Origin of the sequence: Roseibium sp. Sym1, from assembly GCF_027359675.1 — a bacterium.
Taxonomy (GTDB): Bacteria; Pseudomonadota; Alphaproteobacteria; order Rhizobiales; family Stappiaceae; genus Roseibium.
Genome location: NZ_CP114786.1, coordinates 6,241,019 through 6,261,590 on the forward strand (window position 1 = coordinate 6,241,019; position 20,572 = coordinate 6,261,590).

General features: G+C 61.3%; 21 protein-coding genes. 8 read left to right on the plus strand and 13 right to left on the minus strand.

Annotation, left to right across the window (positions count from 1 at the left end; genetic code table 11):
• Positions 1-67: 67 nt before the first annotated feature.
• The 8 genes from O6760_RS28690 to O6760_RS28725 form a co-directional block, all read right to left on the minus strand.
• On the minus strand, positions 68-1,540 hold the full coding sequence (locus O6760_RS28690; RefSeq protein ID WP_269583070.1) for a hypothetical protein: 1,473 nt from the start codon (positions 1,538-1,540) through the stop codon (positions 68-70).
• A gap of 103 nt (positions 1,541-1,643) precedes the next feature.
• On the minus strand, positions 1,644-2,081 hold the full coding sequence (locus O6760_RS28695; protein ID WP_269583071.1) for an RT0821/Lpp0805 family surface protein: 438 nt from the start codon (positions 2,079-2,081) through the stop codon (positions 1,644-1,646).
• A gap of 170 nt (positions 2,082-2,251) precedes the next feature.
• Positions 2,252-3,682 (minus strand): ATP-binding protein, encoded by a 1,431-nt coding sequence (locus O6760_RS28700; RefSeq protein WP_269583072.1) that lies wholly within the window; start codon positions 3,680-3,682, stop codon positions 2,252-2,254.
• Positions 3,672-4,340, minus strand: coding sequence for a response regulator (locus tag O6760_RS28705; RefSeq protein WP_269583073.1), 669 nt, complete (start codon positions 4,338-4,340; stop codon positions 3,672-3,674). Before O6760_RS28705 ends, O6760_RS28700 begins: the two co-directional genes overlap by 11 nt.
• A 75-nt stretch (positions 4,341-4,415) precedes the next feature.
• A complete protein-coding gene (locus tag O6760_RS28710; RefSeq protein ID WP_269583074.1) occupies positions 4,416-4,670 on the minus strand; it encodes a PepSY domain-containing protein in 255 nt (84 codons plus the stop codon).
• A 113-nt stretch (positions 4,671-4,783) separates the two neighbouring features.
• Positions 4,784-6,079 carry a glycosyltransferase gene (locus O6760_RS28715; protein WP_269583075.1) on the minus strand — a complete coding sequence of 432 codons (1,296 nt, stop codon included), beginning with the start codon at positions 6,077-6,079 and terminating at the stop codon, positions 4,784-4,786.
• Positions 6,080-6,178: 99 nt separating this feature from the next.
• Complete coding sequence (locus O6760_RS28720; RefSeq protein ID WP_269583076.1) at positions 6,179-6,922, minus strand: HAD-IIB family hydrolase; 744 nt, start codon at positions 6,920-6,922, stop codon at positions 6,179-6,181.
• Positions 6,919-8,457, minus strand: a complete 1,539-nt coding sequence (locus tag O6760_RS28725; RefSeq protein ID WP_269583077.1) for a glycosyl hydrolase — start codon at positions 8,455-8,457, stop codon at positions 6,919-6,921. The genes O6760_RS28720 and O6760_RS28725 overlap by 4 nt, the downstream gene beginning before the upstream one ends.
• Before the next feature lie 259 nt (positions 8,458-8,716).
• Here O6760_RS28725 and O6760_RS28730 point away from each other — a divergent pair, with 259 nt between their 5' ends.
• Entirely contained in the window at positions 8,717-9,451 is a 735-nt protein-coding gene (locus O6760_RS28730; RefSeq protein ID WP_269583078.1) for a DUF1194 domain-containing protein, read from the plus strand.
• On the opposite strand, the gene O6760_RS28735 is transcribed toward O6760_RS28730, so the two are convergent.
• Complete coding sequence (locus O6760_RS28735) at positions 9,396-10,097, minus strand: helix-turn-helix transcriptional regulator (RefSeq protein ID WP_269583079.1); 702 nt, start codon at positions 10,095-10,097, stop codon at positions 9,396-9,398. The two genes, O6760_RS28730 and O6760_RS28735, sit on opposite strands and share 56 nt — an antisense overlap.
• Positions 10,098-10,375: 278 nt before the next feature.
• Positions 10,376-10,750: a VOC family protein gene (locus O6760_RS28740; protein WP_269583080.1), complete on the minus strand. Its 375-nt coding sequence runs from the start codon at positions 10,748-10,750 to the stop codon at positions 10,376-10,378.
• A 367-nt stretch (positions 10,751-11,117) separates the two neighbouring features.
• On the opposite strand from O6760_RS28740, the gene O6760_RS28745 reads away from it, so the two are divergent.
• The 4 genes from O6760_RS28745 (at position 11,118) to O6760_RS28760 (ending at position 14,710) form a co-directional block, all read left to right on the plus strand.
• Positions 11,118-12,680 (plus strand): EAL domain-containing protein, encoded by a 1,563-nt coding sequence (locus tag O6760_RS28745; protein WP_269583081.1) that lies wholly within the window; start codon positions 11,118-11,120, stop codon positions 12,678-12,680.
• Between the two features lie 135 nt (positions 12,681-12,815).
• Positions 12,816-13,070 (plus strand): YdcH family protein, encoded by a 255-nt coding sequence (locus O6760_RS28750; protein WP_269583082.1) that lies wholly within the window; start codon positions 12,816-12,818, stop codon positions 13,068-13,070.
• A gap of 387 nt (positions 13,071-13,457) precedes the next feature.
• Complete coding sequence (locus O6760_RS28755) at positions 13,458-13,898, plus strand: hypothetical protein (RefSeq protein ID WP_269583083.1); 441 nt, start codon at positions 13,458-13,460, stop codon at positions 13,896-13,898.
• Between the two features lie 59 nt (positions 13,899-13,957).
• Positions 13,958-14,710, plus strand: coding sequence for an SDR family NAD(P)-dependent oxidoreductase (locus O6760_RS28760; RefSeq protein ID WP_269583084.1), 753 nt, complete (start codon positions 13,958-13,960; stop codon positions 14,708-14,710).
• A gap of 326 nt (positions 14,711-15,036) precedes the next feature.
• Here the strand turns inward: O6760_RS28760 and O6760_RS28765 are convergent, their stop codons facing one another.
• Together O6760_RS28765 and O6760_RS28770 are read right to left on the minus strand one after the other, a co-directional pair.
• Entirely contained in the window at positions 15,037-15,333 is a 297-nt protein-coding gene (locus O6760_RS28765; protein WP_269583085.1) for a hypothetical protein, read from the minus strand.
• Positions 15,334-15,490: 157 nt separating this feature from the next.
• Entirely contained in the window at positions 15,491-15,910 is a 420-nt protein-coding gene (locus O6760_RS28770) for a secondary thiamine-phosphate synthase enzyme YjbQ (RefSeq protein ID WP_269583086.1), read from the minus strand.
• Positions 15,911-16,089: 179 nt separating this feature from the next.
• Here O6760_RS28770 and O6760_RS28775 point away from each other — a divergent pair, with 179 nt between their 5' ends.
• Complete coding sequence (locus O6760_RS28775; RefSeq protein WP_269583087.1) at positions 16,090-17,382, plus strand: glycosyltransferase; 1,293 nt, start codon at positions 16,090-16,092, stop codon at positions 17,380-17,382.
• A gap of 2 nt (positions 17,383-17,384) precedes the next feature.
• On the opposite strand, the gene O6760_RS28780 is transcribed toward O6760_RS28775, so the two are convergent.
• A complete protein-coding gene (locus O6760_RS28780; RefSeq protein WP_269583088.1) occupies positions 17,385-18,263 on the minus strand; it encodes a LysR family transcriptional regulator in 879 nt (292 codons plus the stop codon).
• A 110-nt stretch (positions 18,264-18,373) separates the two neighbouring features.
• Here O6760_RS28780 and O6760_RS28785 point away from each other — a divergent pair, with 110 nt between their 5' ends.
• Together O6760_RS28785 and O6760_RS28790 are read left to right on the plus strand one after the other, a co-directional pair.
• Positions 18,374-18,745 carry a VOC family protein gene (locus O6760_RS28785; RefSeq protein WP_269583089.1) on the plus strand — a complete coding sequence of 124 codons (372 nt, stop codon included), beginning with the start codon at positions 18,374-18,376 and terminating at the stop codon, positions 18,743-18,745.
• Between the two features lie 111 nt (positions 18,746-18,856).
• Positions 18,857-20,506, plus strand: a complete 1,650-nt coding sequence (locus O6760_RS28790) for an FMN-binding glutamate synthase family protein (protein WP_269583090.1) — start codon at positions 18,857-18,859, stop codon at positions 20,504-20,506.
• The last annotated feature ends 66 nt before the right edge of the window (positions 20,507-20,572 follow it).

A 20,572-nucleotide genomic window follows, 5' to 3' on the forward strand; every position in this document is an offset into this window, starting at 1 on the left:
GATGTGACCGGGGGTCGCGGTGCCGGAAAAGGGGAGACGATCCTGTTTCGACGGACAAGTGACGCTATCAACGCCGCCCGAGGGCATTGGCCACCAGCTTCCGTTCCGGATTGGGAGCGTCCACATTTCCCTTGTTGGCCTTGGCAAGCGCGGATTGGCGGGAGCGGCGCAGCTGCGCCGAGTATTCCTCGCCGAAATAGATTTCCGACAGCATGATCGCAACGTCCGCCGCGGCCATCTGCGCCTCCTGTTGCGCGCCTCGCGTCTTGCCGAGATCCGTTATCAGCGACCTTGTCAGAATTTCCAGGGTCTGTTCGACCGCCTGCCGGGTACGCTTGCCGATATCGTTGACGGCAAAGGTCTCGGATGCATTGCGCACCATGGTCACGACCTTGAGCGCCCGTACGGCGTCGTCGACCGCGGTCGTGTCCTTCTGCAGCTCACCGGCCTGGTCGAATTTCGGCACCTGCAAAGCGCGCCGCACGCTGCTGTGCGCACTGTTGAGCTCCCGCGTCACCACGCTGGAGATGCTGCGCTTGGTTTCGGCGAGCTGCTTGTGCCATTTCCCGGTCACGGAAAGATCGATGTCGCGCTCAACACCCCGTACCAGCGAATGGTATTCGGAAAGGGCCTGCGAAAAGGCAATCGGATCCGGATTGTTGTTGCGATGTTCAAGAGCCAGGATCTGCAGACGTTCCGCCTCGCTCATGACCACATCGACGAACGGCGCGAATTGCGAGTTTTCGATGGCCTTCGGATCGCTGTCGCCGGTCAGGCGTCCCGCAAACACGCACAAGGCCGACGGCGTCTCGGAGCGCTCCACCAGAGCGGCGGCAACAATCGGCACATGATCCGGAAAGCGCTCGGAGCACTTGTCGACCAACCGCAGCACATCGGTATCTTGCTTAAGCCGATGCTCGTTGATCCGGTCGGGTATGTTCTGCAGGAAGGGCACCAGCCAGCGTTCGGCGGCAAAAATCTTCTGGATGTCCTTGAGTTCGGCGATCCCCCGTGCGCCGCCGAGTTCGGCGGCCATTCGGCGGTGTTCCTTTTCAGAGACCTCGCCGCGGTACAGCTTGTCACCGATCGCCTCAACCGCACGGGAGCGCAGGGCCTGAACCAGCGCGTCGATGCGCTCGCCGCTGACGGCCTTGTTCCCGGCCTGCTCGAGAACCATGCGAACATCGGCCGCCATGACATCCCGGCCGAGCCATTTCCAGACACGATCGAGCATGCCGCGATGAATGCGGCCCTCCTGCCGGTTCGGCAGCGTTTCGTTGATGAGGAAATCTTCCAGCGGAGAGAAGAACATGCGCTGGATCTGACCGCGCCTTTGTTCACCGCCCGGCATGTCCGTCGTCACCGGCTGCGGTTTTCGCAACAGGGTGACGGCCGCCGTAAGAATCAACTGGATATTCGGGTCGGCATCCTTCTGGACTTTTGCCCGCTCCAGATTCCGAACCAACGCCTCAACCGCTTTCGGGCTCAGACTGCTCAGGTAGGTCTTCAGTTTGAATTCAAGCTGGTCCGAATGAGTCATTCACAGCGTCAACATCGCGATTAAGAACTCAGCAACATTAACGTCAGAACACTTAAACAAGTGTTGAGAAAAAATGCAGGTATTTGAAAGACCTTCAGAAAACTCAGCCGATGACTTGCCAGTTTCCGCGATCCGTCTCACAGGCGGCGCCGCGCGCCTGCAGTACCCGGCCGTTCAACACCATCTCGTGGGTGAACTCCCTGCAGCTGGTGTCGTTGACGAAATAGACCGGCCCCGGCCGAACCTGGCCGCTGCGCCCGGTACGTTCGTTCTGCCAGGCAACCGATACACCAACGCCGCGGGCACGCAGCGCGCGGTTCTGGGCGTCTTCGGCGGCCCTGCGGTCCGATGCGTCGAGTGCATCGCCGAACTCGTTGTTGACGAGCACGGAAATTGCGGTACTCGCCTCCGACCCGGCCACGTTCGCATTCGGATCGCCGAAGAACGAGCCCCATCCGCCCGGGTCCTTGGATCCGGATGTCAGCGAGCACCCGGCCAGAACCGTGGCAAGAGCAAGACATGTGGCACCGCGCAGACGCATGCTTTTGAGCTCCCAAAGGGTGTTGAAACCGGCAGGTACCGGTGAGTGAATCAGTGATATTTTCAATTTGTGGCCGAACTTGGCCACAACCTGGTCTTTGTTCGCCCGGTCTGCGTCACATTCTATCACAGACACGTAGGGAGAGGCTGCACACTTGCGCCGGAAATCCCCTATTCCGTGCCGAGAGCAGGCAGGACGAGCCGTGCCTTGAGCCCCCCGTGCCGTGAGTTGTCCAGCTCGAAGGTTCCGCCGTAGAGGCCGGCCAGGTCGGCGACAATCGACAGGCCCAATCCGGTGCCGGGTACGGTTTCATCCAGTCTGCGCCCGCGTTTGACGGCCTCGGCCCGTTCTTCAGGTGTCAGCCCCGGACCGTCATCTTCCACCGTGATCGTGAACATGTCCCGGTTTGTGGCCGGATCGTTCAGCGGCGCCACCTCGACACTGACCGTCGACGCCGCCCATTTGCAGGCGTTGTCGATGAGATTGCCGCTCATCTCCTCCAGATCCTGGCTTTCCCCCCGGAACCGGATCGCCCCGTCATGGTTGAAGCGCAGCTCGACACCCTTGTCGCGATAGATCTTGCCCATGGCGCGAATCAGCCGGCCGAGCACAGGCTCGGTCTCGCAGGACACGCCGATGACGCGGCGCTGCGCGGCCATGCGCGCCCGTTCCAGGTGGTGCTGGATCTGGGTCGACATGACCGCAGCCTGCTCGGACACCTTGTCCGCCAGGGGCCCGCCGGCCGACCGGGCTTCGTTGGAAATCACCGACAGCGGCGTTTTCAGACCATGGGCGAGATTGCCCACATGGGTCCGCGCCCGCTCGACGATCTCCCTGTTGGAAACGATCAATGCGTTCAGCTCCACCGCCAGCGGCGCGATCTCCCGTGGCAGGGCCTCGTCGATGCGCTCGGCATCTCCCTGGCGGACGGCCGACAGGGACGCCCTCAACCGGGCCAGCGGCCTGAGCCCCACCTTGACCTGGAAGAAAATCGCCAGGATCAGGCCCAGACCGACAAGGCACAGGGTCAGCGTGACCATGCGCGCGAATTCCGAAATGTCTGCCCAGAACCCCGCAGTCGCCGCCCCTACGGCGATGACATAGTCCATTTCCTCGATCGAGATTCGTTGCTGCAGCACCCGGATCTCGTCGCCGGTCGGCCCGACGATGAAGCCCGCGCTCTCGTCTTCCTGGCCGATCGGCGGTGTGTTGAGCGGATCGCCGACAAGGGACTCGGAGGCATAGAGAATTGACGGACTGTCCGCGCGCCGCACGGTCCAGTACCAGCCCGACAGGGGCAGTGAGAAGCGTGGGTCGCCGCGGTAGGCCGGTGCGGCAAGCGTCGCCCGGGTCCCGGATGCAGGATCGGCGGCACCAGTGTCCAGCATCTCCGAAATCAGTGCCTTGATGTGCACTTCGAGCTGGGCGTCGAAGGCCCGTTCGCTGGCCCGCTGGTAAAGGCTCACCAGGAAGACGCCGGCAAGTGCCAGCGCGATGGTCGACCAGACAGCGGCGACGATCACGAGCCTGGCGGCCAGAGACCTTTGTCTGTGTCCGGCCGGCCTGGAGCCGGGCGGCGTCGGTGCCGCCTCAGTCGTCACTCGCCACTCCCAGGCGGTAGCCAAGGCCGCGGATCGTCTCGATCAGGTCGGAACCGATCTTCTTGCGCAGCCGCCCGACAAACACTTCGACCGTGTTGGAATCCCGGTCGAAGTCCTGATCATAGAGATGTTCGGTCAGCTCGGTCCGGGAAATCACCTTGCCCTGATGATGCAGCAGGTAGGACAGGAGACGGTATTCATGGGACGTCAGCTTGACGGGGGTGCCGTCAACCGTGACCCGTCCGGCCCGCAGGTCAAGCCGCACCGGACCGCAGGTGAGTTCGTTGGAGGCATGTCCGGCCGCGCGGCGCACCAGAGCACGGACGCGCGCGAGCACCTCCTCCATGTGGAAGGGCTTGGCGACATAATCGTCGGCGCCGGCATCGATACCGGCGACCTTGTCCGACCAGCGATCGCGCGCGGTCAGGATGAGCACGGGCATGGTCCGCCCGTCCCGGCGCCAGTTTTCCAGAACCGACAGGCCGTCCAGCGTCGGCAGGCCGAGATCCAGGACAACGGCGTCATAAGGCTCCGTGTCCCCCAGGAAATGCCCGTCCTCGCCATCCGTAGCACTGTCGACCACGTAACCGGCCTCCTCGAGCGCCGTGACAAGCTGGCGGTTCAGATCGGTATCGTCTTCAACAACAAGGATGCGCATCGGGTCTGACTTTTCAAATAATCTCGGCTGTAATCGGGCGGTCCGCCGTTTGCGGAGTACCGGGGCTTCTACCGGCTACCGGCTGGCATTGACTGTGACGGTGGTCACCTTGCTGCCGTTCTTGACCGACAGGACATAGACATAGCCGCCGCCCTGCTGGCAAAGCTGCGCCTTCAGGATCTCCCCCTGCACCCGCCCGGCGACGGAGCCAAGCGACGCCGCCTGGCCGCTGGCAACGACCTGGCGCGCCTGGCTCTGCGACAGGCAAGCGGCCTGAGCCGGCACAATGGCGGCCAGCATCAGAATGAGAAGGGCAACAATCTGTTTCACTTTGGTGATTCCGGTTCTGCTCACGAAGTCTGGGCCAAGGTGTAATCAATTTCACCTGAACGCAAGCTGAACCGGGTGTTCGGTTTCCTGAAAACCCGTGTGGCGCCCCGCCCCTAGCCGAGCGCCAGATCGTCGGTCTTCAGGTCGTCGTAGCGGCCCTTGAACTGCTCGAACACCTGCAGCGTCCGCCGGGCGATGCCGGTCCAGCCGAAGACGCGCCGGGCGAAACGGGCGCCTTCCACCGACAGGGTCTCGCGCATCCAGCCGTATTGCATCGGCATGTTCAGCATGGCGGCGAATTCTTCCGGGCGCTTGGGGTCCGCGACCAGGGCGTGGCGGCCGAATTCGATCTGCTCGAACAGGCCGCCATGGATGGTCACGACCGTCGGCGTGCCGCAGGCCATGGCTTCCACCGCGGTCATGCCGAAAGGCTCATAGCGCGAGGGCAAGGCGAAGATGCCCGGTCCCCGGTAGAAATCGGCAAGATCCTCGTCGGCGACATAACCGCGCCAGCTGATGGCGTCCGCGACCCCCTTGTCGGCGGCAACCTGTTTCCACTGGGCCAGCAATTCCTTGTCGCTGTCGGAATTCGCGCCCGCCGCCAGCACAAGTCTTGCCTCCGGCTGCAGCTTCAATAGGCTCGGCAGCGCCTCAATGATCAGGTCATAGCCCTTGTTCTCGGCTGCGCGGCCGACAACGTAGACGTCGGTTTCCCTCAGGTCGTGCTTCTTGCGCGCCGCCGCCACCTTGTCCGGCGTTGCCGGTGTGAACCGGCCCTCGTCGATGCCCGGCGGAATCATGGTGATGTGTTCGCGTGGCAACTGGTACTGCTCGACGATCAGGTCCGTCTGCTGTTCGGTGGTGGCGATGATGTGGTCGCAGTTGCGATAAAGCACGAATTCCTTCTGGATCCGCTCCTCGAACCGGTAACCGGTCATTTCCGCCTCGTCGGCACCGACCATGTCGTGCTCTTTCCACCAGCCGAGCGAATGCGGGGTGTGGATGTGCGGGATCTGCAGTTCCTCCGCGATCTTCTGCCCCGACACGCCAGCGTCCCAGTAGTGCGAGTTTATGACGTCGTATTGCAGACCCCTGTGGCGGATCATGGCCAGCGTGTTTGTGACAAAGTCGCCGTACCAGTCGTGCATGTCCTCCTTGCGGATGAAGTCCTTTCCGCCGAAGGGGATGCGCACGACACGCAGGTTTTCGTTGATGATGTCCTCGGCGGGCTGGTCCTCGAACTGACGCGTCAGCACATCGACACGATAGCCCAGGCGGGCGAACCGTTTCGCCAGTTCCAGGACGAAGACCACCTGTCCGCCGGTGTCCGGTTTGCCCAGCTCGGGCGATCCGGCGACATAGCCATGCAGCGAGATCATCAGCAGCGATCCGATGGTTTGTTTGGTCATTGTTTCCAACCTTTTCCTGTGCGCGTTTGTCTCCGTCTTCCCAGGCGGTTTTCTTGTTCTGTGTTCTTTTTTTGCCTGCCGACTGCCGGCAGGAAGATGTCAGGCCGTCGGCAACAGGCCCAGGGCAACCAGCCCTTCCTCGACACCCGCAGCATGACGCGCCTTTGCGAGGTAGGTTTTCTGCCGCGGCATGACCGCCAGAAGCTCCTCTCGGGCATTGCCGACCGCGATTGCCTTGCCGGCGGCCTCGAAAAGGGCAAGGTCGTTGCCGCTGTCGCCGGCCGCGACCGTCCGTTCGAGCGGACAGCCCAGATGCGCCGCCAGATGGCGCATGGCGGCATCCTTGCCCGCTTGCGGCGCAAGTATGTCCAGGTCGCCGGCCCCGGAATAGATCGACCTGAAGTCGATACCTTCCAGTCTGAGGCGCTCGAAAACCCGCTCCGCGTCCTCCCGGCCGGGAACGGCAAAGCTTGCCTTGCCTTCCGTCTGGAATATGGCGTCATGGGCAGTGTAGCCCATGTCCGTGACGAGTTTTCGGACCTGCCTGTCGGGCCAGTCGATGAATTGACGCTGCCAGCTCCCCAGGTAGGAACGCCCGAGACGGATTTCGGTTCCCAAACCGGTGATGACCGCGTCGGCTTCGAAATCGGCCGGGAAGTACTCCGCAAGCGTCCTGTCGACGCTCGCAGCGGGGCGACTGGAGTTCAGGGCAACGAACAGCGTGCCTTTCTGACGCTGCAACTGCCGCCACAGCTTGTCGAGATCCTCCCGGTTTCCGGTCAGGGTGTCGTCGATATCACTGACAAGAAGCCACGACCCGGACCTGCCGCCGTCATCACTCACCGGCCCTCCACCTCCGCGTCCGGGGACCTTTGCGTGGCGGTATAGACCGGTTCGCCCGCGTTTTCGCTGACAGGCCTCGTCAAGGTCTCGACATGCAGGTCCTTCAGGCAGACCGCGGCGCTTTCGGTGTAAAATCCGATACCGCCGTCGGAAAAGCTGTCGTCGACCAGCGACAGAACGACAATCCCGTCAATGGAAAATTCCAGATACATGCCGTGGGCAACGACTTCGATCTGCCATGGTCCGTGATCGCTGCCACGGAACTGGGCTTCCTGCAACGGCTCGTAGCGGAAGGCGTGCTCGAATTCCGGGGTCGGGTTGGCTCCCCAGGCGCGGATCTGGGCAATGCCGTTGACCAGGTCCAGGGACAGGTAGTAGCCGTCCCCCTCGTCGTTCATGCGCAGCACCAGACCGGTCTTGCCGAGCCCCTCAAGCATCAACATGGATCTCAGCCGGAAATCTTCGTGCCGGCCCGGCAGGATGAATGCTTCGTAGCCGCTTTGGCAGGACAGATGCAGCCCGTCCGGCCGATCGACGGCGGAGGCATGCGGATTGTCGTAAAGGACCTTGACCTGATAGGTCGCGGTCACGATTTCCCGACCGGTGACCAGATGGTCGAAATCCCTGTTGGATTTCAGTTTCAAGCGCCCGGCCTTGTCCGTCACCAGTTCCTTGGGTGGCGGCAGCAGCTTTTTCACAACGTCGCGTCCGTAGACATGCTCGGTCTTGGAAAAGAAATTGAACAGCAACAGGCGTCCGTTGGCCCGGCATATCCGGCCGGCGTAGTTTCCGGTCGGCAAAACGACGTTGTCAAAAAAGTTGTGATACGGCCCTTCCAGACTGTCGGCATACCAGTAATGGATCTTGGTGTCCTCCCGGATCGACCCCATCAGGTAGAACCGCCCGTCCAGCTTGAAGAGGTTGGGCACCTCGACGTCATCATACAGGCCCGGCCGGTAGAGCGGCGGCTCGAAGACAAAATTGTCCGGAGACACCTCGCGCGCCAGTCCGACGCAGCCGCGCCGGATGATCGGACCGTCTTTGATCCGTGCCGTGCTGAGCAGCAGCCGGTCGTCCGTCTCCGTATCGTGATAGAAAAACGGATCGCGAAAACTGACCCATTTGCGCCCCTCGTCCACCGAGCTTTCATAGTGCGGCGCGGGAATGGAAAGGGGATAGTGGCCGTGGTTACAGCGTTCCCAATGGTAGAGATCCTTCGAACGCGCAAGCCCGACACGCTGCACGCGGCCATATTCGGATCGGGCAAGGCCCGTGTAGAACATGCGCCATTCGCCCGGCCTGTCGGGGTCGAGCGTGACATGCATCGTCCAGAGCATGTCGTCGTCCCATTCGCCCGGTTCGCCGACAAACAGAGCATTCTTGACCCGGCGCCAGCTCATGCCGTCGGAGCTGACCGCATGGGCGATAAAGTCATGATTGGGCAGCACCAGATGGAACAGATGATAGAGGCCGTCATGATAGACGACATCAACGTCGCCAATGTCAGACCGCAGGAATCCATGTGATGCGTACATGTTCTAACCCTGCCCCAAATCTTTCAACGGGTTCAAGTGCTAAGCGGAAAAAATTTGCAGTGCAGCATAATCCGGTTCGGCGCACCGGGGAACAGCGTTTCCGCGGCATCCGTTCCGGATTGAGAATTGCCAATACCTGCAAAGCCTCTAAGATGGTTCCATGCGCAACCGGAGCTTCCAGACTGTTCCATTTCTCCGCCGTCCCGCCTTCGTTAATACGGCGGGCCTGTTTCGGCTCGCCTGTTCATGCGCACTCTTGATGATGACGGCGGCCCAGCCGGCCAGCGCCTGTTCGCTGTCGCTCGTCCTGGCCATGGACGGTTCCGCCAGCGTGGATGCGCGCGAGCATGCGTTGCAGCTGAACGGGCTCGCGGACGCGTTGCGCGATCCGGATGTGGTCCAGGCGATCGAAGCCGTCGGCGGCATCTGGGTGACAAGTTTCGAGTGGAGTGGCCGGCACCAGCAGCTTCTGCAGCTCGCCTGGAAAAACCTCACCGACCTGCCCAGCGCCGTGGAAGCCGCCGAGATACTGCGCAGGTCCCCACGCGGCTATACCGAGTTTCCAACCGCGATCGGCTACGCGCTCGGCCATGCCGCGGTCAGGATGCGGAAGGCGCCGCAACCCTGTGCCCGCAAGGTCATTGATGTTGCCGGCGACGGCATCAACAATGACGGGTTTTCCCCGGCGAGCGCCTACAGGGCGTTTGATTTCGATGGTATCACGGTCAACGGGCTGGTCATCTCCGGAGAGGAAGACCCTCCCGTCCGGTATTATCGGACCAATGTCATCCGTGGTCCGGGCGCCTTCGTCGAGGTCGCGGCGAGTTACGACGACTATGCCGAGGCCATGAAACGCAAGCTGCTGCGCGAAATTTTCGGCAGCGGCTACGCCTCGCTCGGGCAACAGCGTCTTGCCCTGTCAGGCCCGGCTCATGCGTTCAGCCGCCCTGCCGGTCGTACCCGTCCCGTTCCAGAGTCCGATAGAAATCCTTGAGCGTCTTGCCGGGTTCAACGTTGAACCTGTCCCCCAGATCGCGCAGTTCCGAGATCCTGTCCAGGCGGAACATTCGGAAGTCCCGGCGCAGCTCGCACCAGGCGACCAGGGTCCAGACCTTGCCCCAAAACCAAAGCCCGAGCGGCCGGATCGTTCGGCTGGTGGGGTCGCCCTTGCCGTCGCAATAGGCGATCGACAATCGTTTGCGCGCATCGGCCGCAGCCTCGAGAAAATCGATATGCGCGCGCACCTGAGGGGTCATTTCCGGCGCAAAGGCATGGATCTCGACCTCATTCTGCCGGACCCTCATCCTTTCCGGCATCACGGCGTCGATCTTGATCATCGCCTCTTCGGCGGCCCGGGCCATGGCGACACCCCCCCATGCCCGGATGAGGCGGGCTCCGGCCAGCAGGGCCACGATTTCGTCGCGGGTGAACATGAGAGGAGGCAGTTCGTAGCCATCCCGCATGATGTAGCCGACACCGGCGGCGCCCTCGATGGGCACACCGGAAGCCTGAAGGTCGGCGACATCGCGATAGATGGTGCGTTCGGATACTTCCAGCCATTCGGACAACTGACGTGCCCGGACGAGACGGCCGCCGCGCAGGTACTGCACGATCTGAAAAAGGCGGTCGGCGCGTCTCATGACAGATGGTTCCTAGGTGACGGACTCATAAATGAAGACGAGATGGCATGGAAAATGGCGAAACGCCGCCAGGAAGGGTGCGTGGAGCGGGCTATTTGCCCGGTCAAGCGCGCTGACGACGCGGAGTGAAGCCATTTCCATGTCCTTCGGATTTGACCGAATTGGGCTTCCTCAGCGTCGCGAAAGGCTTGAAAATGAACCACATTTCCTGCGCTTTCGCTCCTTGATGAAGACCAATTCGCCTCAAACCATTTCATCTTCATTTATGAGTCCGTCACCTAGGCAGCGAACATGCCGATCGAGTTGCCGTCGGGGTCGATGCCGTAGGCAAAGCGGCCGGCAGGGATTGCCACCGGGTCGGAAATGACTTCACCGCCAGCATTCGCAAATCGTTCCATGGTTTCCTCTAGGCTGTCAGGGCAGGCCAGATGGATGGTCGGTCCGGTCCCTTTCTGCGCGGGCTTTCCCGGATAAAGATGCCCTGCAACGCCACCCTGCTCTTTCGCGGGAAAGATTGCAAATTCGTTTGGCCCCATATCCGTGACACGTCGAAGCTCCGTCTTGAAAACGTCATTGTAAAAGCCGACCGCCCTGTCCAGGTCGGAAACCGGGATCTCCATCCAGACGTTGAAGTTATCGGGTGTGAAAGTCATGCAAAGTCTCCATTGGTGCTGTGATGGCGATCACCCTAGCAGCCCCCTGCTGACAGCCTTCTGTCAGGAGAGTTCAGGAGACCCGACTTTCCCGGTGTCACTTGCAACGGCTGCTCCCGGTTCCAACCGACCGGCGCGGAACTCTGAGAAAAAGCAGGTCATTTGTCCGCGGCGTCTGCCGTTGGATCTTCCACATCAGGACCTGCAGGTTAAGCGTCGTTAATGCTATCAATTGACCTGTTCTTAATCTTGCATGCGCTATGGATCTGCAGATTAATTTGGCAGATACATGGCACGATCCGGAATATCGCTCTCGAACCGACCAGTATTAACAGGCACTATTGCAGGCCTGACGACACTTGCCGCGATGATGCTAATGGCCTGGGCGGGCCTGACCTTCGAGGCGCAGCGGGACCTTGACAAGGAAACGACTGCTCTGCTCGATGTCTGGCTTGCCAATATCGACCGCGGCAACCAGCTCTACGACCGGCTTGAGAAACTGCCGGATCCGGATTGCAGCGATGAGCACCTGACCAAACTCGACACGCTCGTTTACGCCGAAAACCATATCACCAACATCTGGTTCTTTCCCGATGGAGACACCAAGGCCGCCTGCTCCTCGAGTTTCGGCCGCTTTGCGCCCGCGCATGATTTCGGGCCTCCCCAGAAGGCAAACCTTTTCGAAGACGGGCGCGATACCTGGTATGAGGTCCCCTTCGACAAGGCAGAAAACGTGAAGAAGGTCACAGTGGTGAAAAAGGGGCGTTATGGCGTTTCCTTTTTCCGTACCGGCCGGCTGGCAACGGCTGCGGATGGCCTGCTGTTTGTTTCGAGTGCCGACGCTCCTTACAAGGAGCTGTTTCATGCTCAGGGCAATTCCGATTTGCTTGTGCGGTACCGGGACAGCTTCGGGCCGGTTTTCGGCCCTGTTTACGCGCTTGCCTGTGGCCCCGGCCAAACCAGGCTGTGCTACCTGACCATGATCCCGGCGAGCAGGGTGTTCAGGGATAATGTCCTGCTGCTCGTGATCTTTGCGGCCTTCGGCCTGGTGACCGGTTTCCTCGTCTGCCAGAAGGTGCGCCGAACCGTCCGCCTGCGCAACAGCCCCACCGGCCGCATCCGGCGCGCCATCCTGAATGGCGGCAAGGGGTTCGAGCCGCATTTCCAGCCGATTTTGACGCTTGAGACCATGAAATGCGAAGGCTGTGAAGTGCTGGCGCGGTTCGAGGACAGCCACGGAAAGCTGTTTCCGGACGAATTCATCGCCATCATCCAGGACCAGAACCTGACCTGGGAATTCACCGAGATCATCATCGCGAAAGCCCTGAAAGACCTGATTCCCCTGCTCTCGGGCCGCCCGGGCTTCAAGGTCGGGGTCAATTTCTTCCAGGCAGACCTCGACGACAAGCAGATACAGACCGTCATTCAGTCGCCTGTCTTCAAGACCGCCACCGACGCACGGATCTCGCTCAACTGTGAAATTCTCGAAACCGGCATCGGAACCGGTACGAGCATCGTCAAGTCCCTGGAATATCTGCGCAGCATCGGGTGCCAGATCGCGATCGACGATTTCGGCACGGGCTATTCCAACCTCGCGCAGATCAAGGCGCTGAACCCCGACGTCGTCAAGATCGACAAGATGTTCATAGACGACCTCGGCGCGCATTCCGAAAGCGCGCGTGGCGCGTTTTTCCACGCGATCCTCGGCATTGCCGACGCCCATGCCATGAAGGTCTGCGCAGAAGGCGTCGAGTCCCTCGAACAGCTGGACTCCCTGAGAAACCGGAACGTCGATTATGCGCAAGGCTATTATTTCGCAAAGCCGATGCCGATCCGCAATTTCTCGCTCTATCTGCTCGAGCAGTCGCTGAAGGAAAAAATGCCTACCGGGGGACGCCTGCCGAAGATGTCTCCGGTTGCCGGCAGCTGATGCGCCTCTGCAAACAGGTCCTTCCCGGCCCCTGAGGGCTCCAAAATCTCTCCGGTGAATACGCCTCCGATTGATCTGTCTCAAGGTACGCCCGTTCGCTTGGCGGCACTTTGTGGATCTCAAAAGGAGGCAAGAATGAGCCACGTGCCACACGAACTTCACGAAGAATTCCCGGAAGCCGCAGATGCCCTGCACACGTTGAAAACCAACGACGCCCATTTTGCGCGGCTGGCCGATGACTATCACACCGTCAACCGCCAGGTGCACCGCATCGAGACCGATGTCGAACCCGCTTCCGACGAAGTACTGGAAGACCTGAAAAAGAAACGGCTTCATCTGAAAGACCAGATTGCTGCCCAGCTGGCGGCTGCGGCTAACACCGCGTCCTGAGCCCCTCCTTTTCAGGCCGGTGTTAGAGCCCGCGCCGTCCCCGTCCGACGGCGCGGGCCACCACTTCCACTTCCCTCCGACATAAGCCCCTGCCGTTCGAGTTGTGTAGTGGAGTGCGGATTTCAAAAAGCTGAAGCCGTCCTCGCGTGAAAGCCTACAACACCTGCGCGCGCCAAAAAAGAAGGCGCCGCAGCTTGCAAGAAGCCGGGCGCCAGTCTGGGGAGGAACGACCCTCATCGTTCACATGAAGATGTGGGATCGTCCGGCAAAGGTTACAAGGCAAACCTGCGTGAAGCTTGCGCCCGCGCAGGCGACCGGATCCCGAACCGCTTGACGCAGATCGCCCGGAGCTGCTTATTTCCGTTGAGGCACTCATCGGATCCGACCATGGCATTCACGCGTTTCATACTGATTTTGTTCCTGATTTTTCCGTCTGCCGTCTCCGCTGCGGACTATTGTGTTGACGTTCAGGCCAAAAAAGGCTGGCAACAGCTGTCGCTCCCGGCCGGAAAGATCAGCAGGGTGAGCTTTTCAGGCGGCTGGAGCGTCATCTCGGGCATGTACAGGGCGGTTGGACCGCGCGGCTACTCCGGACAGGACGCGCAGAAACTCGGGCCGCTCTATGGGTACAAGCTGGACCAGTCCTATGCCTTCGGCGAAATGCTGGTACGCGATCAGGCCGGACGGGTCGTGCCGTTTGCCGAATTCGCGGCCTTGGCGGTCAATGCTCCCGACACGGCCGGTGTCTACGCGTTCAGGATCAATGACAAGGACATCGCGCTCTGGGACAATGCCGGGGCGATCAGGGTCTGCATATCCGTGCACTGACCTGCCTGTTTCCCTCACTGCCTTGCCGCCGCCGCGACACACCAACGGAAAGCCGGAACATGACCAACAAGACCGCACTCGTCACGGGCGCCGCGAGAGGCATCGGTCTCGCGACAACGAAACTGATGCTTGGCAGAGGCTGGCAGGTGGCCATGCTCGACCGGGATGCCGAGGAGCTTGCCCTTGCCTCGAAGGACCTGGCCGGTGCCGCACCGTTCGTCTGCGACGTCTCGATTTCCTCCGAGGTCAATACAGCCATTCCCGCCATCATTGAAAGATTCGGCCGGCTGGATGCACTGGTCAACAACGCCGGTGTCGCGGAGTTCGGACCGATCGAGCAGACGGATTTTGCCATGTGGCGCAGGGTGATGGAAACCAACCTCGACGGTGTCTTCCTGGTTTCTCAGGCGGCCCTGCCCGCCCTGAAGGAAACGGGCGGCGCGATCGTCAACATCGCGTCCATTTCGGGCTTGCGTGCCTCGACATTGCGGGTCGCCTACGGCACCTCGAAAGCCGCTGTCATCCAGCTGACCAAGCAGCAGGCGGCCGAACTCGGGGAATACGGTATCCGCGCCAATTGCGTCTGTCCCGGCCCGGTGCGCACCAAGCTTGCCATGGCGGTCCACAGCCAGGAGATCATCGATGCCTATCACGATGCCATCCCGCTGAACCGCTACGGCAGCGAGACGGAGATCGCCGAGGTGATCGCCTTCCTGTGTTCCGAGCAGGCCAGCTATGTCACCGGCCAGATCATCGCCTCCGACGGCGGCTTCGAAAGCACCGGTGTCGGCCTTCCGGCCCTGCGGAGTTAGCGAGAGACGGTTTCACGGGGCTGAGCGCCTAGAGCGCTTTCCGATCAATTCGGGTCATTTGACCGAGATGGTTTGGCGCGCCGGCGAGGCGGGCCAGCCGCGGTGGTGTTGCCCACCATAAGGGTGGGCCAACGACGCCGGCGTGCCAAACCGTCCGGCCCATTCTCATTTGTTTTACTGGGCTCCGGTCCTGTGGCGGGTGAGACTATCCGGCCCATCGGCAGCGTTGCGCCGCTCGCACGATGCACCACATCGCGCTTCGCAACGCGTCTCGCCGAGTGAACCGGATAGTCTCGTCAAATGATCCTAATTGATCGGAAAACGCTCTACTTCCGGAACGCCCCTTCCGGCCTGTATTTGTCCATGACCGCGTCGAGGCGGTCATTTGTGATCGCCGGATTGGCCTTTTGCAGGCAAGGCAGCAGGATCGCCTTGTTGGCTCTTTGCTGTGCGCCGGTCGGATATTTGCCGGGCTCCGGGTTGACCGGCTTGAAACACTCGATGAACTCGGCTTGGGAGATGTCCAGATCGGCGGCGATCAAGTCCGTCGGCCGGTTTGGATCATTGTCCGCGAATGCAGGCTGGGCCAGCAGCACGGCAGCGAGAAGGAAATAGGACCGCATCTCATTGTCTCCAGGTTCGACACCACCCGACAAGAACATCCGTCTGTCGGGTGGTCTCGAAGATAGACCTGGACAGAACCCAACGTGTGATAATCGTCACAAAATTTCCGAATTCCCCTTTTCGTTCAACGAAAAGCGCCGTTTTCGACAATTCCCGTCAGCTTGAAAAATGCGCGGCGATCTGGCGTTGGTGCGGGCGGCTGCGGTGCTCGAAAAGGTAGATGCCCTGCCAGGTGCCCAAAGCCATGCGTCCGCCCGTCACCGGAACCGACAGCGACACCGGCATCATTGCCGCCTTGATGTGGGCCGGCATGTCGTCCGGACCTTCAAGCGTATGGACAAGATAGGACATGGACGGATCGTCGGCCGGCGGCACGAGGCGGTTGAAAAAGGCCTGAAGGTCGCGCTGAACGTCAGGATCGGCGTTTTCCTGAATCAGCAGCGAACACGAGGTGTGGCGCACAAACAGGGTCAGCAGGCCGTCCGCCACCGCCATTTCGCCGAGCCAGCGGGCAACGTCGCCGGTGAATTCGTAAAGGCCGGCTCCACGGGTCGTGAGCGAAAACGTCGTCTGCATCTGGATGCCTCGTCGAGTGCACGTTTCAAAGAACCACCGTTTAACACCCGACGGCGCCGAAAGCGCAAGAAGGTGTCCGATGGACTCGCTGCTCACCGCCACGGATTGCATTTTCCGGTTGCGAAAGTCCCCCCGGACAGCCATGTGAAAGGAACCCGCCGACAAGTATCGAGTTCCCGATGGACATTTCCCGCAAGAAGATCCTGATCGCCTCGCTCGGTACCCGCGGCGATGTCCAGCCCTACGTCGCCCTTGCCCGGGAGCTCGTCCAGCAGGGCGCCGAAGTCGTTGTCACGACGGGCGAAGGCTTCGACGACATGATCGAGGCTGCCGGGGCACGGGCACGGCCTGTACCGGTGAACTTTCAGACCCTGTTGCAGGACAGGGACGTCCAGGCGGCCCTGTTCACACTGAAAGGCAAGTTCAAGGCCGCCCGGCAGAATCTCGACCTTCAGAAAGACATCGCAAAAAACCTCTGGGATACGGGACTGGAAGAACGGCCGGACCTGCTTCTGTTCAACCTGAAGGCCACGGTGATGACCCTTGTGGGACGCAGGCTGAACGTTCCGGCCCTGCCGACGGCGCTGCAGCCGGTGACGGCCCCGACCGGTGATTTCCCCCTGCCCTTGTTCGGTCTTCCGGATCTTGGCCGCTTTCTCAATCGCAAGAGCTTTGCCGCGGGCCGTCTGTTGATGAAAGCGGGACTTGCCCCCCTGATCAAGCCGGTCAAGGCCGAGGCAGAAGCGGAATGCGCCATGCCGGGCAACCATATCGACGGGCACATGCCCGGCGGCGGCAAGGCCCTGTCGCTCCAGGCGTTCTCGCGTGCACTCGTGCCGGTGCCCGCAGATTGGCCACCTGAAGCCTGGCCCTGCGGTTACTGGTTCACGAAACCCGATACAGACTTCCACCCCCATCCGGATCTTGCCGGTTTCCTCCAGAAGGGCTCCCCGCCGGTCTATCTCGGCTTCGGCTCGATGCCGAGCAAGGATCCGCAACACTTGACGCGAACGGTTCTCGCCGCCCTTGAGCAGACCGGACAACGGGCGATACTGGCGACAGGATGGGGCGGGCTCGCGAAGGAACACCTTCCCGACGGACTGTCGGATCGGGTCTTCCTCCTGGAAAAGGCCCCTCACAGCTGGCTGTTCCCGCAATGCGCCGCCATCGTGCACCACGGGGGCGCCGGGACCACTCACGAGGCTGTTCGCTGGGGCAAGCCGTCTCTGGTCTGCCCCGTGTTCGGTGACCAGCCCTTCTGGGGCGCACGCGTATATGCGGCCGGAGCCGGACCTGCCCCGATCCCCCAGAAAAAACTTGCCCCTGACACCCTGGCGCTGGCGCTCAAGGCTCTGGAAACTCCCGCCTTTGAAGCCGGCGCCAGACATACTGCAGAGATCATGGCGCAGGAACCCGGTGCGCACGGAACCGCCGAGCGCCTGATGTCGCTGCTGTCAGAGCGGCGCGCCTGAGCTCAAGGTGAGGTGAATTCCGGATCCTTTCGGAACGCCCGGTCCAGGAACTGCATCATGCAGCGCACACGCGCGACATTGCGCAGGTCCGGATGGGTCAGGAGCCAGAGCTGATTGTCCGGCATGGCGTCAAAACACATCACGCGTTTCAGGCCGCCGCGGGCGACGTCGGCGGGCAGCAGCGCCAGTCCCAGCCCCCGGCATGCAAATGCCGCCATGGTCATGAGATCGTCGGACCGGACAACCACGCGGTCACGCAGCTCCCTGTCAATGCGGGCAAAGCCGTCGCGGCGGGTCAGCGCGCCGGCTCCTCCGATCAGGTCGTGCTGTGCAAGATCGCCGGCGGAACGCGGCGTTCCCTTCTGCGCCAGATAGTCCGGACTGGCATAGAGACCCCAGGGGATGTCGGCCACCTTGCGGCCGATAAGATGGTCCGGAGGCGTGTGTGTCACCCTGAGAGCAATTTCCGCCGCCCGGTTGCTCATGTTGAGTTCCTCGTTGGAGCAGAGCAGCTCGACCGTAATATCAGGATAGTCCTGCCGGAACCCGGCAAGACAGCCGGGCAGAAAATGACCGGAAAAGCTGGCAGGGGCAGTCAGGCGGATGCGGCCCTTGAGCTGCACATCCGTTCCGGAAACCCGCCTGTCGATGTCTTCCATGGCGACGGCCACCGTGCTGGAGAGATCGAGAATGTCCGCTCCTGCGTCTGTCAGGCTGTATTTGCCCTGCACCTTCTCGAAAAGGCGCGCGCCGAGTTCACTTTCAAAGGCCTTGATGTGGCGGAAGGCCGTCGCGTGGCTGATCGACAATTTCGCGGCAGCAGCGGCAAGACTTCCGGTATCGGCCACAGCCTGAAACGTGCGCAGGTAATTCCAGTCCATATCTTTTTCACTTTTGCAAACTCAATACTAAACAATGCGCATTCCGTTCATTTTTGCAAATCACTAGATCTTGTCTGCCGGCACCACCCCAATTCAGACTGGAGCAGAACATGATCGGTTACACCTCCCTTGGAACAAATGACCTCAAGACATCCGCCGCGTTTTACGACGCCCTTCTGGCGGAGCTGAAGGCCGGAAGGGTCATGGAATTCGACGACTTCATCGTCTGGGCCACGCAGACCGGGTCCCCTGCCTTCTCCATTCACATTCCCTTCGACGGCCAGCCCGCCAGTGTCGGCAATGGCGTGATGGTCGCCTTGTCCGCCAGCAGCCGGGCGGAAGTCGATGCGGTCCACCGGAAGGCCGTTTCACTGGGCGCCGCGGACGAAGGAAAGCCGGGACAACGCGCCGAGAACGGCTTCTATGCCGCCTATTTCCGGGATCCGGACGGCAACAAGCTGAATGTCCATCACATGGGCTGACACCGGCCGGGCACCAGCTGCAAGGGCGGGCAGCCGTGCTGTTCGCCCTTTCCTTTTGTCCGCGAGCCTGACACAACTTATGGATCCGCTGATAGAGGAGACATCGGACCCGTGTTCCCTGCCCGCTATATCGTTTTCGCCCTCTGCCTAGCCCTCACCTTCCTTTCCTTTGTCCTGATATTCGCCTGGAGCGGCTATTTCGTCTGGCCATTCCTGGTGTTCGCCGTCCTGTCGGCGATCGGCTATCTCGACATGCACCAGACACGGCATGCCGTGTTGCGCAATTATCCGGTCTCCGGCCATTTCCGGTTCCTGTTCGAGGCGATCCGGCCGGAACTGCGCCAGTATTTCTTTGAAAGCAACCAGGACGGGCGACCGTTTTCACGTGAGCGGCGCTCCATGGTCTATGACCGGGCGAAAAACATCGAGGATGTCCTGCCCTTCGGCACCGAGCTCGATGTCTATGATGTCTCCCATGGCTGGGTGAACCATTCGGTTTGCCCAAAACCCCATTCCGAAGACGACCTTAGGGTGACGATCGGCGGACCGGACTGCAAACATCCCTACTCCGCCTCGCTCTACAACATTTCAGCGATGAGTTTCGGATCGCTGTCCGGCAATGCGATCCTGGCGCTCAACAAGGGTGCCAAGGCCGGCAACTTCTATCACGACACCGGCGAGGGCAGCGTTTCGCGCTATCATCGTCAGGGCGGTGGCGATCTGGTCTGGGAACTGGGCAGCGGCTATTTCGGGTGCCGGGCGCCCGACGGTTCCTTCGACCCGGAAAAGTTCCGCCAGCAGGCCGCCGATCCCCAGATCAAGATGATCGAGATCAAGATGAGCCAGGGCGCGAAACCGGGTCATGGCGGCGTCCTGCCCGGACCCAAGGTCACCGAGGAGATCGCGGAAGCCCGTGGTGTTCCCGTCGGCACGGACTGTATTTCACCGGCCTCGCATTCCGCCTTCTCGACACCGCTCGAATTGCTGGATTTCATCGCCCGGCTGCGCGACCTGTCAGGCGGCAAGCCCGTCGGCTTCAAGCTGTGCATCGGACATCGATGGGAATTCATGGCCATCGTCAAGGCGATGCTGCAGACCGGGATCAAGCCGGATTTCATCGTGGTCGACGGCGCCGAGGGCGGAACCGGGGCAGCCCCGATAGAATTCGCGAACCGGCTGGGTACGCCGTTGCGCCAGGGCCTGACCTTCGTCCACAATTGCCTTGTCGGCACGGGCCTTCGCGAGGACATCAGGATCGGCGCCAGCGGCAAGCTGATCAGCGCCTTCGACATCGCCGGCGCCATGGCGCTTGGCGCTGACTGGGTCAACGCGGCCCGCGGGTTCATGTTCGCGGTCGGCTGCATCCAGTCGCAAAGCTGTCACACCAACAGGTGTCCGACCGGCGTGGCAACGCAGGATCCGCTGCGCCAGAAGGCGCTGGTCGTGCCCGACAAGGCCCAGCGTGTCACCAATTTCCACACCAACACCATCAAGTCCCTGAAGGACTTCTCCGCCGCCGCGGGCCTCGAACATCCAAGGGAATTCAAGCCCGAGCATTTCTACCTGCATGAGGGCCTCAGGGAGATCCTGCCCGCAAGTGCCGCTCTCAAGTGGCTCAAGAAAGGCTCCCTGCTCGAAGAGGACCACGACATCGCGGGCTATTCCACCTACTGGGCCATGGCCGAAGCGGAGAGCTTCCAGGCGGTGAAATCCGTTGCGGACACAAAGGAACAGCAGCATCCCGAACAGCTGCATCATTGAGGGAAGACAAGAGATTGGCTTTTCAGAACTTTCAATCGCTCACAGCAATGTCTTCGAAGTTTCTTT

What these genes read in the sequence shown, in the direction of transcription:
- O6760_RS28690 (WP_269583070.1), bottom strand. Translation starts at nt 1,540, where the DNA reads ATGACTCATTCGGACCAGCTTGAATTCAAACTGAAGACCTACCTGAGC.
- O6760_RS28695 (WP_269583071.1), bottom strand. Translation starts at nt 2,081, where the DNA reads ATGCGTCTGCGCGGTGCCACATGTCTTGCTCTTGCCACGGTTCTGGCC.
- O6760_RS28705 (WP_269583073.1), bottom strand. Translation starts at nt 4,340, where the DNA reads ATGCGCATCCTTGTTGTTGAAGACGATACCGATCTGAACCGCCAGCTT.
- O6760_RS28715 (WP_269583075.1), bottom strand. Translation starts at nt 6,079, where the DNA reads ATGACCAAACAAACCATCGGATCGCTGCTGATGATCTCGCTGCATGGC.
- O6760_RS28725 (WP_269583077.1), bottom strand. Translation starts at nt 8,457, where the DNA reads ATGTACGCATCACATGGATTCCTGCGGTCTGACATTGGCGACGTTGAT.
- O6760_RS28730 (WP_269583078.1), top strand. Translation starts at nt 8,717, where the DNA reads ATGATGACGGCGGCCCAGCCGGCCAGCGCCTGTTCGCTGTCGCTCGTC.
- O6760_RS28735 (WP_269583079.1), bottom strand. Translation starts at nt 10,097, where the DNA reads ATGAGACGCGCCGACCGCCTTTTTCAGATCGTGCAGTACCTGCGCGGC.
- O6760_RS28740 (WP_269583080.1), bottom strand. Translation starts at nt 10,750, where the DNA reads ATGACTTTCACACCCGATAACTTCAACGTCTGGATGGAGATCCCGGTT.
- O6760_RS28745 (WP_269583081.1), top strand. Translation starts at nt 11,118, where the DNA reads ATGATGCTAATGGCCTGGGCGGGCCTGACCTTCGAGGCGCAGCGGGAC.
- O6760_RS28750 (WP_269583082.1), top strand. Translation starts at nt 12,816, where the DNA reads ATGAGCCACGTGCCACACGAACTTCACGAAGAATTCCCGGAAGCCGCA.
- O6760_RS28755 (WP_269583083.1), top strand. Translation starts at nt 13,458, where the DNA reads ATGGCATTCACGCGTTTCATACTGATTTTGTTCCTGATTTTTCCGTCT.
- O6760_RS28760 (WP_269583084.1), top strand. Translation starts at nt 13,958, where the DNA reads ATGACCAACAAGACCGCACTCGTCACGGGCGCCGCGAGAGGCATCGGT.
- O6760_RS28765 (WP_269583085.1), bottom strand. Translation starts at nt 15,333, where the DNA reads ATGCGGTCCTATTTCCTTCTCGCTGCCGTGCTGCTGGCCCAGCCTGCA.
- O6760_RS28770 (WP_269583086.1), bottom strand. Translation starts at nt 15,910, where the DNA reads ATGCAGACGACGTTTTCGCTCACGACCCGTGGAGCCGGCCTTTACGAA.
- O6760_RS28775 (WP_269583087.1), top strand. Translation starts at nt 16,090, where the DNA reads ATGGACATTTCCCGCAAGAAGATCCTGATCGCCTCGCTCGGTACCCGC.
- O6760_RS28780 (WP_269583088.1), bottom strand. Translation starts at nt 18,263, where the DNA reads ATGGACTGGAATTACCTGCGCACGTTTCAGGCTGTGGCCGATACCGGA.
- O6760_RS28785 (WP_269583089.1), top strand. Translation starts at nt 18,374, where the DNA reads ATGATCGGTTACACCTCCCTTGGAACAAATGACCTCAAGACATCCGCC.